The following is a 16,276-nucleotide window of genomic DNA, read 5'->3' as shown; positions in this document are numbered from 1 at the left end:
GACCGATACCGGACCTTGTACGGATGAGGACACTTCGACCACCGCGACCGCGGATGCTCACACTCCTTGAAAAACGACCCCATCCCACGAACCAACGAACTCGTCAAGATCCACGTCCTGCACAACTGGAAAGTTCCGAACGATACTGCGTGTTTCGAACCATGGCACCAGCGGCGGCATCGCCGGGGGCCGCGAGTCGGAGATCGCTTCATTAGCCCAGTACTCTTTGCTGCTTGACCCAGGCTTCAACCTCTGACACTTTGAATCGGATTTTGGCGTTCACTCCTACACCAAACCGGTACATCACCAATCCCGATCGGGCGGAATTCTTGTACAGCCAGGAAGTGGACACATTCAAATACTCAGCAGTTTCTTTGACATCCATGAAACGGACTGTTTCAGGCGCTCGCATAATCCCTCAGAAAATCTCTAGGCTGCAGCTGTACTACATCGACTCGAAAGCCACATCTGGGGTTCGATGTCTGACTGACCTCAGGTGTTGCAACCAATACTCCGCAGCGTCGCCGGTTTGCCCAACCGGCGATCTTCGGCTATGTTGCGCTCGCGTCACACGCGCACACCGGCCCTCGACTGCGTTTTGAACCCGCGAGGCAGCCCGCCAACCGAGCCGTGCCCAGAAGTGACGGGAACTCAACTCAAGCTTGACGAGAGCCACCTGTGGCCCGGGCGACGTTCAGTGGCAGCATCAAGTAGACTCTCCCAACTCGCAGGTCGCCGTTCACGACGCACCCGGTCATGCCCGCAGACCTGTGCTCCCACCGAGCGTGGCTTTCGCTTCCACCACCGCAACTACACGCGATCACCGCCGGACAGGGACAACGCCGCCTAGATGGCTCGGCAACCCACGCGATCGGGTCGGGACTGTTTGACGGAAAGTCCGGCACGGGCTGAGGTAGGGCTCCTTCAGCAGCGTGACGTATGCCTTTGACGGCTCGATTGGGCCCCGGTAACCGAGCTGTTCTGTCGCCCAACCAGCCCAATGGCAGGCGTTCAAGAAGATCGCAACCCCTAGTCACCGAGTAGGGGCGCGTCGGCAGCCTGGTGCGTTTCTCCATGCCCGACGGAGGAACGGACCGCGCCACGGTGGGTCATCGGGGGGGGCGAAGCTAGGTGCCAGGCAGCCGACACCGCCCGGACCACCAGCCCAGCCGTCACCGGGCTGGCACTCCTCCACGCCTGTGAGGCGGTGCCCTCATCCAAGGCGCGTGCTCGTACCGGCAGCTGGGCCTTGTCCGGCACGGCCTTGACGACTCCGGCCTTCTTCCAGCGCTCCAGTTCAGCCAGCCTGGCGGCGGCAATTCTGCTCTGGGAACGCAGGAGTTGGCCCGGTTGTCTGGGATTCCACATTCCAAACGACAAAGGACCGTGACGGAACAGGTGCCGCACTCCGCCGTAGCGATTGTAGGTGGCCCGGCGCTGCGGCGGGGTTCGCGGTCGGGGTCCTTGTGTCTGCCGACGGCGCTGCTCGTGAGCTGGGGCCCTGGCGGCGCGAGCGAATCGTCGCCGATGTCCACGACCGGCACCTGGGTGTTTGCCGCGTCTAGTGCCGCATCAGGCAACGTTCGCCCTGTTGTGATCGTGACTGAGTACCGCAGGCGGAGTTCCCGGTCGCCGAGGGGGTGGTCGACGACATCAGCCACGAGGGCCTGCGCATCCTGCTCCGCGAGGAAGGCGTCTCCTTTCAACGCCTGAAGATAGTTGGACCCACGTGCTGATGCCAGCGAGCGCGCCATCAGGTCAGGCCGCCATCTCGCAGCGCATGTGATCCAGAGCCTGTGCAGCGGTGTCGTGGATCTCGGGCAGGCGGCCCGTGGCCGTTCGCATGATGCGCTGAAGTTGGTGCGGAAGCCTCTGCACCACCGCCTCCTGCACCGCGATGGTCTTCTGGGTGGACGATTCGGGCCGCTCAACCTGATGCCCCACCCCGGCCGACAGTGGGCCGAGCACGGTTGTGGTCCTGGGGAGTGTGGCTGTCAATCGGGATGGTGCCCGTATCGGTAAGGGGGCAACGTCCAAGGACTCCTCCGCGCCGCCGCGATCGTCGGCAAGCAGCTGCACGTGAGCGACGGTCACCAGCTCGATCACCCGCCACTGGGGCGCAACCGTCGTTGTGAGCACCGGGCTGTGCTCGACCAGCCGTATGGCCGTGTCGACCTGTCCAGTGGCGATCAGCCCTCGGAGGCGGATCTCATGCAGCGAAAAGGGATTGAACAGACTGGTGTGATCCACCGAGGAGAGCAGGTCTTCCGTCTCACGCATCACTCGGCCGAACAGCTCTGCGTTGCCCAACGCGCCGGCCGCCCGGGCCAGCAACGGCAAAGCGGCAGCACGGGAGTCGTTGTCCGGCGCGAGGGCAGCGGCGCGGCACAGACGTTCTACAGCGGCACCGGCGAGACGCGCCTTGCGCAGTTCGTTCCCGTGCATCCGCAGTGCGTACGACGTCAGTGCCGGCTCCTCGAAGTACTCCACGAGATCCAGGCTCTTGGCGGTCCAGCGGGCCGCCGTACTCAGTCTCTCTTCCGGGAGGACGTTGCCCAGCGCGACTCCGAGCCCGACTCGGGCGCGGGCGAGCAGGTGGAGGACGTCTCGCTCGGTGTGCCCGTCCTCGACACGGGCTTCGAGCCGGGCGACCAGCGGCCAGAGCTCGGAGACGGCCTCCGCTGCGTGTCCGGACTGCCTGGCGCTCTCGGCGAGCCGAACGGTGGATTCGCCGAACTGCACCATGGCCCGGTGGTCGGTGTCGGCCACGTCCGTGACTCCGAGGACGTGCGGCGGCAGGCGCAGCTACTCGCCGATACGGCGCCGGGAGCCTACGTCGTCCAGGCTGCGCTTCCCGAGTTCAAGCGCGGAGATGTAGGTCTTGTCGTAGCCGAGGAGTTCACCGAGCTCGGTCTGGTTCAGTCTGTGCACCCGCCGGTAGAAGCGCAGGATGGGAGCCAGATCCCCTGTCGCCAGTACGAGTTCGGCTTGTGGTGTCGCCCAGTGCCACTGGGCGTGCTCCGCCGACGGGCGGGATCCGGTGGCGTCACGGCTTGGGCCTTTGGCGAGCTCTCCCCCGACGATCGCTGGCTACATCCGCTCGTAGTCGTCCAGGCCGACGGCGTCGCGGCGGTACCACGTGGCCACGGCCCGCTTGTAGCCCTCTGGCATGTTGAGAGTCGCTACGTCCTCGGCGGTGAACATGCCGAGTTGCTTGTGCTCATGGCTGACGACGGGCGGTTGGTCGGGTGTGAGCACCGTGCAGCCATAGGTGACGATCAGGACCTTCCGGCCGGGGATGGGCTCGTAGATCCACACGCCTCCGTCGATCAGAGGCCCGGCTTTCACCACCCAGCCGGTCTCTTCGTGGATCTCTCGTTCCACCGCCGACTCCGGGCTGTCATCAGTGGGCCCAACTCCGGCGGAGTTCCCGATCTCCAGGCGCCCGCCAGGCAATTCCCACTCCTCGCGCTCGTTCTTGAGCAACAGCACGCGATTCTGCGCGTCGAGGGCAACGCCCTTCACGGAGACAGGCCACAGGGGCGGTGTGTACGTCATCGCGGTCATCATCCTGAGGTGTGGTCCCGGCTCTCGGAACGTAGCACGGTGCGCACAACGTGCGCCTGAGCTAGGCGATTTGCCCGAGCGGACGATCAGTCGCTTTACCCGGGGCCCCGACGACTTCCGAGTAAGAGTCAAGACCGGTGAATCGTTGGACTCACCCGATTCGCGGTAGCCGTCCTTGACGCGACGAGTTCCTTGGGGCCGCCGGCACGCACGCCGATCAGGGTGCCCCTTCCATGTCCCCGCGGGTAAGTCCTTGATCGAGGGGCTGCGGGCAGTCGGCTTACGGACGCGTCGAGGCATCAAGCCAGTAGGTGGCAAGCATCTCGCCCGGCCAGGCTGGCTGGCGGATCGAGCCCCGGGGGCCCATCTGCTCGAAGTACGGCGCGATATCGAGGACGGGTGTTCCGTCAACGGCGTCCAGGTCGGTGACGACGAGGTCCCGGCCGTCCACCCTGAGCAGCCGCGGGTAGCTGATCGCCAGTTGGTTGGGACGCCGGTGGTTTCGGTGGACAAAAGTACCGGTCGCCGGCCAGATCGGGTTTCCCCGTGGACTGCGCGCGTGGAGCTGAACGTCCTCGGGTCGCGCCAGGTGGAAGCGCCAGGTCACCGTCAGGTGGGAGAACTCCTCGATCCCCTGCAGCGTTTCGAGCGGGAAGGCGGCGTTCAGTCGGATGACCGATTCGACCCCGCCCTGGTAGTCGTCCTGAACACGGCTATGGCCCCCGACGACCGTTGCAATCGACTCGACCTCATACGTTGCCATCGGCGCTCGTTCCTCTCCCACCAAGTCGATGTTCGGCAGCCGCCGTCCGCAGCTGCGCGGGCCTGCCCTGTGGTCAGCCTATGACGCGCAGCATTTCCCGCGCCCGACGGTCCAGCTCGGCGACGTGGCGGCCTCCCCGCCGCCTGACGGGCGAGAGGTCGCTCTGCATGCGGACAATGACCTCGCGGGCGCGGCCGGACTGGACGCCGGCCATGGCGTCGAGAGCTTGTCCCCAGGTGGCGCACGCCTCATCGAGGCGTCCCTGCTGGACCTGGACGGCGCCGAGGTAGCCAAGCGTCACGCTGTGGGTGCGCGCGTATTGCTGCCGGCGGCGGGTAGCGACGCTGCGCAGGAAATGGGTCTCCGCTTCGAGAGGACGGCCCAGGTCCCGGAGGGCACAGGCGGTCTCGTGGGCCAGGGAGGCTTCCTGGAAGAAGCCGACGCGGCCGGGGGCGTCCTCGTTGTCGGCGCGTGCGAGATCCCGCTCCGCTCGACTGATAGCCGCGATGGTGCCGGGGCGGTCGCCGTCGGCAGCCAGGGCTCGGGCGTGAACGATCGCGAGCAGGGCCTTTTCACGCGAACTGGCCTGACCGTAGTGGGTACGGGACATGGAGACGTCCGCCAGGTCCAGTGCCCTGCGTGGGTGCCCGAGGTCGACTGCTTGGTGGGCGAGAGCGCGCAGGATGTGGCCGCCCAGCGGTCCGTCTCCGGCCTCGGCCGCGATGCGTGCGGCAAGGGTGAGGTAGCGCTGGGCAGTGCGGTGCTCAGAGGCATCGAACGCCATCCAGCCGGCGAGGTAGGTCATCTCCGCCACGGCCGAGTACGTGTCCCGGCGGTGCTGTTCCGTGCGGAACCTGCTGCCCAGCAGCGGCACCGCTTCGTCGCGAAGATGGCCGGCCAGGGCCGAGCGCCCCGAGGCTCCACCGCGCTGTTGATCCCGCGCGGAGTAGAAGGCTGTCAGGTTGCGGACATCGTCGATGTCGGCCTGAGCCACCAGCCGGGAGGAGACTGCTGGGCGCGATGCCGCCTCGGCCGGGGCAGCTGCCCACCACGAAGCGGCGGGCAGAGCGAGACCGGCGGCCGAGTACGCGGCGGTCGCCAGCAGCTTGCGTCGATGCATGTCCAGGTCGTCGCTTCCCAGTTCGGCCAGCACGGTCAGAGGGTCGACGCTCCAGTCAGAACTGCTGTCGGTCGGGCCTGTCGGCCTGTCTTCCAGCCCGAGCTCGGCGAGGGTGAGGTGGCGGCCGAGCCTGCGGGACAGCGTCTCACGCAGGATATGAGGCGCCCGTCCGCTGGGCTTCGTGCCCTGGATCCACATGGCGATGTGCGAGCGGGAGATGGCCGCCAACTCGCGGGCGCCGCTCTCGGCGGCCACGCGAGCGACTGCGGCGGCTGCTTGGGGCTGAGACCAGCCCGCTTCGCGCAGGAGTGCGGCGAGGGCGACGTTGCGCTCACGGGCCATGGGCTGCCCCCCGATTCCGAAATGATCTTTGACGCCTTTGACGGCCTTGAGGGCCACGCAGGCATACCCCTCGACGGGGATTCGCGGTTCGCTCAACGTAGCGGCCGGATCACTCACCTTGCACGTCAGTCGACCGCGATGCACGGGGTTTATCACTCAACTTGGCCTGATCCACATAGGAGTTGTGTCATGCGTCTCTCGCTGGCCCCACACCGGGCGTCCTGCCAACGCAGTGGTCAGGACAGGAGAAGCCACATCCTCGGTGAGCCGGGTGTGTGGCGGGACGATGCGGTGGCCGCCATGGAGACAGTGACGCTCGTGCTGGGCGAGGACTCGCCGTTACCCGAGGCTGCCGCCGATGTGGAGGACCTCGCACTGCGACTGCGCGGGCACGTCAGCCAGCTCGGAGCCCTGACGTCCCCGGCGGAGCCGACCTTGCTCCGTGCGCGGCAGCTCTGCTCGGACGGCCTCCCGGAGGGTTATCTGCCCAGCAGGGTGTACCTGGTCAAACTCGCCGAAAGGACCCAGGAGCTCATCGGGCAGGTGCGGCGTGACGGCATCGGAGCGACGCGACCGGCGCGGAGACGGCCCTGGCGGAAGCCGCGGATGAAAGTGCTGCGCGGTGCGGTCTACGCAGTCACCCTGGCCTGCCTGGTGTGGGCCGCTTCGGCGCCTCGGACATGACCCTCACCGGAGCAGTCCTCATCGGCCTGATCCTCGTCCCGACGGCGTGGCTGGTTTGCCGAGGCGCTCGCGCGACTGCTCCTGGTCCAGCAGACAGGGACTCCATGCCACCCCCGGTCGAGCCTCCCCCACCCCGATGACCGCCGGCCGCTCACTCACTGCCTGTCCCCCGGCCGCTGCGGCGGCCCTGACGCCACCCCCAGACCAGCGGGGCCTACGGAGATCCACACACGATGAAACGCCTTGCACGTATCGAGCAGTACGGCCTGATCGGCGACATGCAGACCAGCGCTCACGTCTGCGACGACGGTTCGATCGACTGGCTGTGCTTGCCCCGCTTCGACTCGCCGGCCGTCTTCGCCGGCCTGCTCGGCACGCAGAGACACGGCACCTGGCGGATCGCTCCCGCCGCGCCTGCTGGCCGATCCGGCTCCGAAGCGGTGGCCGAGCGCCGGTATCGCGGTGACTCGCTCGTTCTCGAATCGTTGTGGCGCACCCCGGCCGGTTCGGTCCGGGTCCTGGACTTCATGCCGCCGCGTGATGGGGCACCGCAGGTGATTCGGATCGTCGAGGGCCTGGCGGGCGAGGTTCCCATGGTCTCGGCTATGCGTCCGCGGCCGGGATACGGCAGTGTCAGCCCGTGGATCCATGAGGTCGGTGGGCGGATGGTCGCGGAGGCCGGCGCGGACGCTCTGTGGTTGGACACCTGTGTCCCGCAGGTGGAGGAGGACGGCGTCGTCGTCAGTGCCTTTGCCGTCGCCGCCGGGCAGAGCGTGGCGTTCGTGCTCAGTTGGTGTCCGTCCCATGCGGCTGCGCCTGACGTTCCCGAACCGGAGGCTGCGCTGGCCGAGACGCTCACGTTCTGGCAGGACTGGACGCAGGAGTGCACCTACGACGGGCCCTACCGCGAGCCCGTGATCCGCTCCTCGATCGCGCTGAAGGCGATGACGTACGGGCCGAGCGGAGGGATCGTCGCGGCGCCGACCACGTCGCTGCCCGAGGAGATCGGCGGCAACCGGAACTGGGACTACCGCTTCACCTGGTTACGTGACGCCTCCACGACTTTGGCCGCGCTGCTGGGGACCGGGTACCGGCAGGAGGCGCAGGCATGGCGGCGGTGGCTCTTGCGTGCCGTGGCCGGTGACCCGGAGAACCTGCAGATCATGTACGGGATCACCGGGGAGCGCGATCTGCGTGAACGGGAGCTGCCCTGGCTGCCCGGGTACGAGGGCTCAGCCCCGGTACGGGTCGGAAACGGAGCGGCGGACCAGCTCCAGCTCGACGTGTACGGCGAAGTGATCGAGACCCTGTACCTCGCGCACGAGTGCGGTGTCGCCCACTGCGCCGACACCGCTGTGCTGCACCAGCGACTCATCGAGCACCTGGCGCTGCGCTGGCAGAGGCCCGACGAGGGGATCTGGGAGATCCGTGGGGCACGCCGGCACTTCGTCCACTCCAAGGTGATGGCCTGGGTGGCGGTCGACCGCACCATCCGCTTGGCCCAGGCCGGCGCCCTCGACATCGATGTGGCCCCTCTGATCGAGCTGCGGGCGACGATCCACCACGAGGTCTGCGCCAAGGGCTTCGACCCCGTGCGTAACACCTTCACCCAGTCCTACGGCTCGCAGGAACTCGATGCCGCCACGCTGCTGATTCCCCGCGTCGGCTTCCTGCCGCCCGACGACCCTCGCGTCGTCGGCACCGTGGACGCGGTGCGCCGTGAACTCTCCACGTCAGATGGGCTCGTGCGCCGGTACCCGACTATCGGCGAGCGCACCGGCGTTGACGGCCTGACCGGGGATGAGGGGACGTTCATCCTGTGCTCCTTTTGGCTGGTTGACGCCTTGGCCCTCACTGGTCGCCTCGACGAGGCCCACGCCCTGTTCGAACGACTTCTCGCGCTGCGCAACGACGTCGGGCTCCTGGCCGAGGAGTACGACCCCGTCCAGCAGCGTCAACTCGGGAACTTCCCGCAGGCGTTCAGCCACATGGGTCTGATCCAGAGCGCTCGGCTTCTTGACCTGCTGTCCACGCCTTGCGCCTCCCGCAGCAGCGCGGCGGGCTGTCCGGTTCCTCCCGCACGCACCCAGCCCTCGCTTCAGCCTTTCAGCAGCGCTGTCCACCTCGACCAGCAGGCCGCGGACAGCCCTTACGCCTATGCGAGTAGCTGATCCGCTCCATACGCGATGGAGCGATATGCGCCGCCCAGTTCCGGCATCGCGAAGACAGCAACAGATGTGTGAAGACCCAGGGTCGCAGCTCGTTCTAGCCGCCCCTCCCCCACTGACGAGGTTCCCCATGTCTGACAGTGCGTTCCCGCACCGACCGGTCCCGGCAGGCCACCGCAGACGGCGGCCTCCACGGACCGACGCGCTTACCCTGCATCATGTCCGCCGTGCCGTGGCCCTGCCCCTGCTGCTGCTTACCGCGCTGCTCGGAGCCGCCTTCACCGTCTGGTCGACGTCCGCGATAGAACCCGGCTGGCTCCTGGCCGGCCTCGTCTGCGGGCTGGCCGGCATCGCGCTGGTGGCGGACCGTGGAGCACGCACGGCCGCAGGAGGCGTGCAGGCAGTCGTGGAGGAAGCCCGGGCAGCGACGCTGACAGCGGTCGCGGGGGCAGCGGCGGCCGTCGAGAAGTCGGTGATGTGGTCGGCGGACGAGCTCTGCCGCGGGGGACGCCCACCGCTGCCGGACCTGCAGACGCCGCAGTCGGCGAGTCCGAACGCCGAGATCAACAAGGCGCTGAGCGCGTTGCAGGTGCAGGCCATCGCCTCGCTGATACGCGTGCACGACGAGTCCCAGTCCGTCGTCCTTCTGGAAGTCCTGCGCCGTCTGGCCCTGCGCGAACACGCCTTGGTCGGCAAGGCACTTCAGGCACTGAGCCAGCTAGAGATGCTGACCGACGACCCGGAGCTACTGGCCAAGATCTTCGAGATCGATCACCTCGTGACGCGGATGCGTCGCCAGGTCGAGAGCACGGCGGTGCTGGGCGGGCAGTCCCTGCGCAGCGTGCGCCGCCCTGTTCCCGTCGCGACAGCGCTGCGCGGCGCGGTCTCCGAGGTCGTGCAGTATCCGCGTGTGGCCGTCGCGGCCGGGTCGGTGGGCGCCGAGCTGGGTCTCCCCGGCCATGTGGGCCCGGACCTGACGCACCTGCTGGCCGAGCTGATCGAGAACGCCTGTGAGTGTTCCGATCCGGCGACGAAGGTGATGGTGCGGGCGCAGCGGGTGGCGAACGGGCTGGCCATCGAGGTCGAAGACCGGGCCATCCCCATGCATCAGCAGACACGCGCACAGATGAACCAGCTCCTCAAAGCCCCCGACGAGGTCGACGTCAGCGGCCAAGTCCGAGCCGGCCAACTCGGCTTGCTGGTCGCCGCGAAGATCGCCCAGTCGCACGGGCTGTCCGTACTCCTGCAGGAGAACGTGACAGGAGGCACCACCGCCCTCGTCGTCATTCCAGCACGGCTCCTGGTAGCGATTCCCTCGGTCGACGACGCGGGCGCCCTGCCCAAGGAAGCCCGCCCCTCCGCACGGCAACCGCAGCAGGTTGCCACGCCTCCAGCTACCCCGAGGACGGAGCAGGCGCGCCCCGGCACGGCAGGGACGCCGGGCGCCACAGAGGCAGGTCACTCCGCTGCGCCCGCTCTTCCCACGCGTCAACGTCAGGCCGGCTCGTTCCGTTCGCCACACGAGCGGGAGCAAGCCCCCGTGACCGGGGCGACGCCAGGGCTCGCAGCCGCCTTCCGCAATGGCTTCCAGGCCGGCGGAACCGCCGGATCATCTCCGTCCGCGGCAGAGCAGCCCAAGCCCTGACCCTTGCCCCTTCCCCCCCTTCTGGAGCGAGCTCTATGAGCACCCACCCTGAGATGAACAACGCGGCCAGTGCCACACCCGCAGCCGAGACAACAGCGAGCGGACAGCGGGAGAACATGGCGTGGCTGCTGCGGCAGTTCGCCTCCGAGACGCCGGGCGTTACGCACGCCGTGCTGCTGTCACGCGACGGGCTGCGGCTGCTGGACAGCGACGTTGACAAGGACTGGGCGGACGAACTGTCGGCCGCGCTCAGCGGAGTGGCCTCCCTCGCGGAACACGTCACCGGCCCCAGCCACAAACAGCGGCCGGCCAGGCAGGTCATCATCGAGCGAGACGACTGTCTGTTCTTCGTCCAAAGCGCCGGGCGCAGCGCCGCCTTCGACAACCACCCTGCCAACGAACGCGGCGTCGTGGACACCATTCTGGCTGTCATCGCCACCACGGACGCCGACGCGGGCGCCGTCGGGTACGAGACGGCCCGGCTGGTGGGCAAGTTCGCCCCCTACATGCTGATCCCCGTTCGCGTCGGCACGGGCGGAGAGGTCCGGTGAACACGCACGGCCGCGTGGCCGAGGAGTCGACGTTCGTTCGGACCTACACCCTGACGCGCGGGCGCACCAAGCCGCGGCACCTGCTCGCTCTCGACACCGTGCTGGACGCCGGCCCGGGGCGACCCGGCCCGGGCCAGGCCGAGGAGTGCAAGGAGATCCTCGCCCTGTGCCGAGAGCACCGGCGTTCGGTGACCGAACTGGCGGGCCGACTCGGCCGCCCCGTCACCGCGGTGAAGATCCTCGTCTCGGACCTCCTGGACGCTGATGCCCTGGTCGTCCCCGTCACCTCCCCCCATGCCGCATCCGACCCGGACGCGGATGACGGCCCCACCCCACAACTGCTGGCGGCCCTCTCAGCGGGCCTGAAGAGGAAGTGGCCCGATGCCATCGCCTACCCCCAGGCAGGATGACCCAGCCATGGTGCTACGGACTCCGCCGCACCCGCACGCCGGTGCACCGACCATGCTGAAGATCGTGATCGCCGGGGGCTTCGGCGCGGGCAAGACGACCGCCGTGGGCGCCGTCAGCGAGATCACGCCGCTCAGCACGGAGGAGTACCTGACCGAGGCGAGCGCGGACGTGGACAGCCTGGCGGGCATCGAAGCCAAGCAGACCACCACGGTCGCCTTCGACTTCGGCCGCCTTAGCCTGCCCGACGCACCCGTGCCCCTGGAGCTGTACCTGTTCGGCACGCCCGGCCAGGACCGGTTCGTCGACCTCTGGTACGACCTCTCCCGCGCAGCCGTCGGCGCGGTCGTCCTGGTCGACACCCGCCGCCTGGAAGGCAGCTTCACCCCCGTCAGCTTCTTCGAACACATCGGCCTGCCCTTCGTCGTCGCCATCAACCAGTTCGACGGAGCACACCGCTACCACCCCGAGCAGGTCCGCACCGCCCTCGAACTGTCCGCTTCCGTACCGGTGGTCACCTGTGACGCCCGCGACCCGAACCACGTCGCAGGTGTCCTGCTGACCCTCGTCGACCACGCCGTGCAGAACACATCCGCGAGCCGCGTTCGCCACGTGAGCCCTACCACCCTCCAGGACGCCTGATGTCACAGCACTCCAGCGACCCCTACCTCGCACCGTGGACCACCCCGCCCGCACTGTCCTTGCCGCGCCGCAACCTGCGGGACGCCGCCCGCGGGCCGTCCGACCCGGGCAGCGCCGCCGGCACCGGACTGCCGGCCCAGGAGGCGACCGAGCTGGCGCAGCGGTATGAGCTGTTGGAACGCCTGGGGGTTTCCACCGTGGCGAGTGAGGACTTCGACGAGCTGGCTCGCGATATGGCCACGCAGGCCGGATTCCTGTACGGGTTCGTCAATCTCTTCCTTGAGGAGCAGACCTTCGTCGGGCTGCACCAGCCGCCCGCGGACAGCGGGTACGTCATCGTCGGCCGCACCATGAGCCGCAACCACGGCTGGTGCCCCGAGGTCATGGCCCGCAAGAAGGCCCTCCCGCTGCACGACGTGCACGCCAGCCCTCGCTTCAGCGGCAACCCTGTGGTCGACGCGGTCGGAATCCGCTCCTACTTCGGAGCACCGCTCATCCACGGCAGCGGCACCGTGCTGGGCACGGTGTGCGTCATCGACCCCGAGAAGCGGCCCCTGAGCGAGGCCCGACGGCTGAGAGACATCGTCATCAACGCCGGCGCCCAGGTGATGGACCACATCGCCCACGCGCCCGTCCGCTAGGCCGTTCCGCCACCCCCACCCGGGAGCCGCAGGCGATCCCCGGCAGCTCCACTGTGCGACCTTCACCCAGGGAGAGGGAGACGACCATGCCCGCCACACCCACCACGCCACCACCGGCGCTGCGTCCCTACCTCACCGCCCGCCACGAGCTGCTGTGGGACGAGGCGGACGCCTTCGCGGAAGAGCACATCGCGCCGCGCGCCGCACGTATGGAGGCCGCTCCGGGCAGGGTGGAGCGCAAGGTCGCCGACCTGATGGCCGCACGGGGCTGGTTCGCCGTCACCGTCCCGGCCGCCTTCGGCGGTCTTGGCGCCGGCCATGTGGCCAAGACGGTCTTGGTCCACCGCGTCGCCTGCCTGTCGGCGGCTGCCGCGGCCATCCTGCAGGCCACCCTCATCCCCGTCGGCGGGTTGTTGCACTTCGCCACTTATGAGCAGAAGGGCCGCTGGCTGCCGCGGGTGGCGGACGGTTCACTTCTTTTGTCGATCGCCGTGACCGAACCGCGGGCCGGCGGACACATCGGCGGCATCGAAACCACCGCCGAACGCGCCGGCAATCAATGGGTGATCACCGGCAGTAAGGTCCACATCGGCAACAGCCATCTCGCGGGAGCCCACCTCGTCGTCGCCCGAACCGCCGAGGCGGGCGTACGTACTTCCCAGGCGCTGACCGCGTTCATGGTCGAATCCGACCGACCCGGGCTATCGGTCTCCGACCACCGTCCCGGCCTCGGCCTGCACGGCTTCTCCGCCGGCCGCCTCGACCTCGACCACGTCCGCGTCCCCGAGGACAACGTGGTCGGAGAGATCGGCCAGGGGCTGAGCGTGGCCCAGAGCAGCAGCATCCTGTACGGCCGTCCCAACCTGGCCGCGGTCAGTCTCGGGATCCACGAGGCGGTCGTGGCCACCACGACTGCCCGCCTCAAGGCGCGCGCCCGCTACCGGGGCGCCCTGTCCGATCTGCCGGTCCTGCGGGACCGCATCGGTGACATGGAGGCTCGCCTGCGCGCCGGACGAATCCTGGCCTACCAGTCCGTGCACCTCCTCGACCAGGGCCTGCCCTGCGACGCCGACCTGATCAACGCCAAGTATCTCGGCCACCAGTGGGCCATGCAGTCCGCCCAGGACGCCATGGAACTGCACGGCGCCCACGCCCTCGACCGCGACTACGTCCTCCAGCGCCTGTGGCGCGACATCCAGCACACCTATCCACCGGCCGGAACCGGCGAAGTCCAGCGCATACGCCTGGCCGACGCCGCCTTCGACGAGGACCACATCCAGTGGTCCGAACGCCTCGCCGCCGAAGCGGCCTGGGCACGACCCGACCCCACCGCCGCATGAGCCCCCGTGCGCGGCATCCCGTGAATCCAGACCGCCGCGCACGGGCCCATGTCGCCGGCCCCCGTCCCCCGCGGGGGCCGGCGGCACCCCTTCCGGTGACCGTCCACTCAGCCGAGAAAGAGACACCCGTGACCCCGCCCGTGACGACCAGCGCACCGATCACACCCCTGACGCCGACCCTGCAGCGCGTCGCCCAGCACCTCGCTGACGACCTCACCCCCCGAGAAATCGCCACGAGGACCGGGCTGTCGGCCGTTACCGTCCGCCAGTACGTCGGCGACATCCGGGAGAGCCTCCACTGCCCGCCCCGCTGCAAGCCCCCGGTGATCGTGCACCGCCTGTTCGCTGCCCAGCAGGTCGCCCCACCCACAACGGACAGGCCAACGCCCAAGCTCAGCCCGGAGCAGCAACTGCTGCTGCAGGCCGTCGCTGAGCACAGCAATCCCCACGACATCGCAGTCGCCGCCAAGATCGCCCCCGCCGATGTCCGAGCGGCACACGACGAACTGCTCGACAAGACCGGGGCGGCCAACACCACCCAGCTCGTCGTCCTTGCCCACTCGTGGGGCCTACTGGGCACCAGGCCAGCCGCCACGACGGAGAGCGGAGCGAGCCAGTGAACGCGTCACCCGCTTCTGTGGCCACCAAGCCATTCCCCGCCTCCCCGCACCGGCGCGCGACAGCGTTACCGGCCGTGTACGAGATGCGGACACTGTGCACCGACGCCGAACGAGACGAGGCCGCCGCACTCGTCCAGGACCGGCAACGCTGGCTCACCATGCGCGGCATGCCTGTACCCGCCCGAGCCGACATCCCGGCTCTGTTCCGCGACCCGCAGGCCAAGCCGGCCGGACTATTCGAGGACGGGCTGCTGCTGGCCTGCATGATCCCGCAGCCCTCGCCCCACCTCCGATGGGGCGAGGGCCCGTGCCTCTTCCTGGGCTGCGTCCACACCCTGCCCGCCCGCTCCGACGACACCGTCCGGCTGATCACTCTGTGGGTCTCCGACTTCGCCGCCCGGCTCGGCGTACCGCTCGTGCGGGCCGAGGTCTTGGCCCGCCATCCTCTCGACGTTGATCCGATCGCCACATTCCTTCATCGGCTCACCGACATGGGCTGGGACCTGCGAGGATCCGGCACCGGGCAGCACGATGAGCGAGTCGCTCGCCTCGAACTCACCGCAGAGCGCCGGCCTGGGCTGAGCGCGCTCATCGGCTGCCGGGTCCACGAGCCGCGTTCCGCCGCAGACCAGCGGGGCATCGCGTGAGGACCGCCGAACCGCTACGGCCGGACCTCGCCCGCGAACTCCTCGTCCGAGCCGCACAGTCGGCAGCGCGCCGGGCCAAGCGCGTGCGCAACCACCTCGACGCCGTCCAACTCGGCCAGGACCGTCACGCCGACCACGCCGACACCAAAGTGCTGCGCCGCATCCTGGCCGAACACGACTGGCCCGGCCACCGCCTCGTCGGCCCCGAGGCGGCACGTGCCGCCTGGAGCATCGCTCTTCACGCCGACGGCGAGCCCGACTTCCAACGGGCGGCCACCACCCTTCTGAAGCGCGCAGTCCAGGACGACGACGCGCGCATCCAGCACTGGGCCCACCTTCACGACCGTGCCCTGGTCAACAGCGGGCGACCACAAGAGTTCGGGACCCAACTGGTCCTCAACGCAGCAGGGGTTGAGCTGTGCCCGCTGCGCGCACCGGAGTCCCTGGACCAGCTAAGGGCCGCCGTCGGGCTGCCGCCGATCGCCGTCGCCCTGGAGAAGGTGCGGCGTCGGTACGCCCCGGATCGCCATGCCGGCGACTCCCCGACCGTCGTGCTCGCGGGGGCCGCATGACGCAGCGGGCCCCACAGGCTCCACAGACCCAACGCTCTTCCGCAGACCCCCTTACCTGAAAGGACCGTTGAAGTATGAAGCTCACTACCGCCGTCCTCGCTGCCGGCGCCGCCGTCTCCCTCACCACCGCCGTGGTCGGAGCCGCCCGGCTCAGGCAGGACGCGCGGCACCAGGCCGAGCGAAACGAAGTGGCCGTCGCGCGGAACCAGCTCGACTGGCTGACGCAGATGTCCACCAACCCCGACCTCGCCAAGCTCTGGACGCCCGAGGACATCGACGTCGAGGAATACATGCAGTTGCTCCATGCCAACCAGCAGATCTGCACCCTCAGCCTGCGTGACCGGCTGGGCTTCGTTCGCCACGGACAACTGCCCTTCTACGCCTCGATGCTCATGAACAGCGACGTCTGCAGGCGGTACTGGGCCCGTTTCGGAGACCTCCGCGCCCAGGAGGCCGAGGGCGACGAGCGCGCCGAGCACTTCACCGAGGTCCTGGACAGGGCTGCGAAGACCCACTCGCGGGCGCAGCCCGCAGCAGCCTGACGACACGGCTCACACCGACTCCCA

At 68.7% G+C, this 16,276-nt stretch carries 18 protein-coding genes; 12 read left to right on the top strand and 6 right to left on the bottom strand.

Features of this window, described 5'->3' with window-relative positions; genetic code table 11:
• Nucleotides 1-211: 211 nt before the first annotated feature.
• The 6 genes from ABZ192_RS29835 to ABZ192_RS29810 all read right to left on the bottom strand — a co-directional run bounded on the left by ABZ192_RS29835 (nucleotide 212) and on the right by ABZ192_RS29810 (nucleotide 5,792).
• The gene (locus ABZ192_RS29835) at nucleotides 212-385 is read right to left on the bottom strand and encodes a helix-turn-helix domain-containing protein (protein ID WP_356927576.1); all 174 of its coding nucleotides are present in this window, start codon (nucleotides 383-385) and stop codon (nucleotides 212-214) included.
• A 1,373-nt stretch (nucleotides 386-1,758) separates the two neighbouring features.
• Entirely contained in the window at nucleotides 1,759-2,769 is a 1,011-nt protein-coding gene (locus ABZ192_RS29830; RefSeq protein ID WP_356927575.1) for a hypothetical protein, read from the bottom strand.
• 36 nt (nucleotides 2,770-2,805) lie between these two features.
• Nucleotides 2,806-2,931: a helix-turn-helix domain-containing protein gene (locus tag ABZ192_RS29825; RefSeq protein WP_356927574.1), complete on the bottom strand. Its 126-nt coding sequence runs from the start codon at nucleotides 2,929-2,931 to the stop codon at nucleotides 2,806-2,808.
• Nucleotides 2,932-3,090: 159 nt separating this feature from the next.
• The gene (locus ABZ192_RS29820; RefSeq protein WP_356927573.1) at nucleotides 3,091-3,558 is read right to left on the bottom strand and encodes an NUDIX hydrolase; all 468 of its coding nucleotides are present in this window, start codon (nucleotides 3,556-3,558) and stop codon (nucleotides 3,091-3,093) included.
• 289 nt (nucleotides 3,559-3,847) lie between these two features.
• Nucleotides 3,848-4,330: an SAM-dependent methyltransferase gene (locus tag ABZ192_RS29815; RefSeq protein WP_356927572.1), complete on the bottom strand. Its 483-nt coding sequence runs from the start codon at nucleotides 4,328-4,330 to the stop codon at nucleotides 3,848-3,850.
• Nucleotides 4,331-4,403: 73 nt separating this feature from the next.
• On the bottom strand, nucleotides 4,404-5,792 hold the full coding sequence (locus ABZ192_RS29810; RefSeq protein WP_356927579.1) for a Tat pathway signal protein: 1,389 nt from the start codon (nucleotides 5,790-5,792) through the stop codon (nucleotides 4,404-4,406).
• 300 nt (nucleotides 5,793-6,092) lie between these two features.
• Between ABZ192_RS29810 and ABZ192_RS29805 the strand changes: the two genes are divergently transcribed.
• The 12 genes from ABZ192_RS29805 (at nucleotide 6,093) to ABZ192_RS29750 (ending at nucleotide 16,252) form a co-directional block, all read left to right on the top strand.
• Complete coding sequence (locus tag ABZ192_RS29805) at nucleotides 6,093-6,476, top strand: DUF6415 family natural product biosynthesis protein (protein WP_356927571.1); 384 nt, start codon at nucleotides 6,093-6,095, stop codon at nucleotides 6,474-6,476.
• Between the two features lie 233 nt (nucleotides 6,477-6,709).
• Complete coding sequence (locus ABZ192_RS29800) at nucleotides 6,710-8,647, top strand: glycoside hydrolase family 15 protein (RefSeq protein ID WP_356927570.1); 1,938 nt, start codon at nucleotides 6,710-6,712, stop codon at nucleotides 8,645-8,647.
• Between the two features lie 127 nt (nucleotides 8,648-8,774).
• The gene (locus tag ABZ192_RS29795; protein WP_356927569.1) at nucleotides 8,775-10,289 is read left to right on the top strand and encodes an ATP-binding protein; all 1,515 of its coding nucleotides are present in this window, start codon (nucleotides 8,775-8,777) and stop codon (nucleotides 10,287-10,289) included.
• A gap of 35 nt (nucleotides 10,290-10,324) precedes the next feature.
• Nucleotides 10,325-10,840: a roadblock/LC7 domain-containing protein gene (locus ABZ192_RS29790; RefSeq protein ID WP_356927568.1), complete on the top strand. Its 516-nt coding sequence runs from the start codon at nucleotides 10,325-10,327 to the stop codon at nucleotides 10,838-10,840.
• The gene (locus ABZ192_RS29785) at nucleotides 10,837-11,250 is read left to right on the top strand and encodes a DUF742 domain-containing protein (RefSeq protein WP_356927567.1); all 414 of its coding nucleotides are present in this window, start codon (nucleotides 10,837-10,839) and stop codon (nucleotides 11,248-11,250) included. The genes ABZ192_RS29790 and ABZ192_RS29785 overlap by 4 nt, the downstream gene beginning before the upstream one ends.
• Before the next feature lie 52 nt (nucleotides 11,251-11,302).
• Nucleotides 11,303-11,890 (top strand): ATP/GTP-binding protein, encoded by a 588-nt coding sequence (locus ABZ192_RS29780; protein WP_356927566.1) that lies wholly within the window; start codon nucleotides 11,303-11,305, stop codon nucleotides 11,888-11,890.
• Nucleotides 11,890-12,531, top strand: a complete 642-nt coding sequence (locus ABZ192_RS29775; protein ID WP_356927565.1) for a GAF domain-containing protein — start codon at nucleotides 11,890-11,892, stop codon at nucleotides 12,529-12,531. Before ABZ192_RS29780 ends, ABZ192_RS29775 begins: the two co-directional genes overlap by 1 nt.
• Nucleotides 12,532-12,617: 86 nt before the next feature.
• Nucleotides 12,618-13,871, top strand: coding sequence for an acyl-CoA dehydrogenase (locus ABZ192_RS29770; protein ID WP_356043871.1), 1,254 nt, complete (start codon nucleotides 12,618-12,620; stop codon nucleotides 13,869-13,871).
• Between the two features lie 128 nt (nucleotides 13,872-13,999).
• Nucleotides 14,000-14,491: a DNA-binding protein gene (locus tag ABZ192_RS29765; protein WP_356927564.1), complete on the top strand. Its 492-nt coding sequence runs from the start codon at nucleotides 14,000-14,002 to the stop codon at nucleotides 14,489-14,491.
• Nucleotides 14,492-14,508: 17 nt separating this feature from the next.
• Entirely contained in the window at nucleotides 14,509-15,138 is a 630-nt protein-coding gene (locus ABZ192_RS29760; protein ID WP_356927563.1) for a hypothetical protein, read from the top strand.
• Nucleotides 15,135-15,710: a DUF6624 domain-containing protein gene (locus ABZ192_RS29755; protein ID WP_356927562.1), complete on the top strand. Its 576-nt coding sequence runs from the start codon at nucleotides 15,135-15,137 to the stop codon at nucleotides 15,708-15,710. The genes ABZ192_RS29760 and ABZ192_RS29755 overlap by 4 nt, the downstream gene beginning before the upstream one ends.
• A 74-nt stretch (nucleotides 15,711-15,784) precedes the next feature.
• Nucleotides 15,785-16,252, top strand: a complete 468-nt coding sequence (locus tag ABZ192_RS29750; RefSeq protein WP_031103939.1) for a DUF6082 family protein — start codon at nucleotides 15,785-15,787, stop codon at nucleotides 16,250-16,252.
• The last annotated feature ends 24 nt before the right edge of the window (nucleotides 16,253-16,276 follow it).

It is taken from the genome of Streptomyces sp. NPDC006235 (assembly GCF_040613735.1).
GTDB lineage: Bacteria > Actinomycetota > Actinomycetes > Streptomycetales > Streptomycetaceae > Streptomyces.
This window is presented reverse-complemented; position numbering and strand designations above follow the sequence as displayed.

Coding starts and splice junctions, on each gene's coding strand:
- ABZ192_RS29750 (WP_031103939.1), top strand. CDS start 15,785: ATGAAGCTCACTACCGCCGTCCTCGCTGCCGGCGCCGCCGTCTCCCTC.
- ABZ192_RS29780 (WP_356927566.1), top strand. CDS start 11,303: ATGCTGAAGATCGTGATCGCCGGGGGCTTCGGCGCGGGCAAGACGACC.
- ABZ192_RS29815 (WP_356927572.1), bottom strand. CDS start 4,330: ATGGCAACGTATGAGGTCGAGTCGATTGCAACGGTCGTCGGGGGCCAT.
- ABZ192_RS29835 (WP_356927576.1), bottom strand. CDS start 385: ATGGATGTCAAAGAAACTGCTGAGTATTTGAATGTGTCCACTTCCTGG.
- ABZ192_RS29810 (WP_356927579.1), bottom strand. CDS start 5,792: ATGGCCCGTGAGCGCAACGTCGCCCTCGCCGCACTCCTGCGCGAAGCG.
- ABZ192_RS29820 (WP_356927573.1), bottom strand. CDS start 3,558: ATGACGTACACACCGCCCCTGTGGCCTGTCTCCGTGAAGGGCGTTGCC.
- ABZ192_RS29805 (WP_356927571.1), top strand. CDS start 6,093: ATGGAGACAGTGACGCTCGTGCTGGGCGAGGACTCGCCGTTACCCGAG.
- ABZ192_RS29795 (WP_356927569.1), top strand. CDS start 8,775: ATGTCTGACAGTGCGTTCCCGCACCGACCGGTCCCGGCAGGCCACCGC.
- ABZ192_RS29800 (WP_356927570.1), top strand. CDS start 6,710: ATGAAACGCCTTGCACGTATCGAGCAGTACGGCCTGATCGGCGACATG.
- ABZ192_RS29775 (WP_356927565.1), top strand. CDS start 11,890: ATGTCACAGCACTCCAGCGACCCCTACCTCGCACCGTGGACCACCCCG.
- ABZ192_RS29770 (WP_356043871.1), top strand. CDS start 12,618: ATGCCCGCCACACCCACCACGCCACCACCGGCGCTGCGTCCCTACCTC.
- ABZ192_RS29790 (WP_356927568.1), top strand. CDS start 10,325: ATGAGCACCCACCCTGAGATGAACAACGCGGCCAGTGCCACACCCGCA.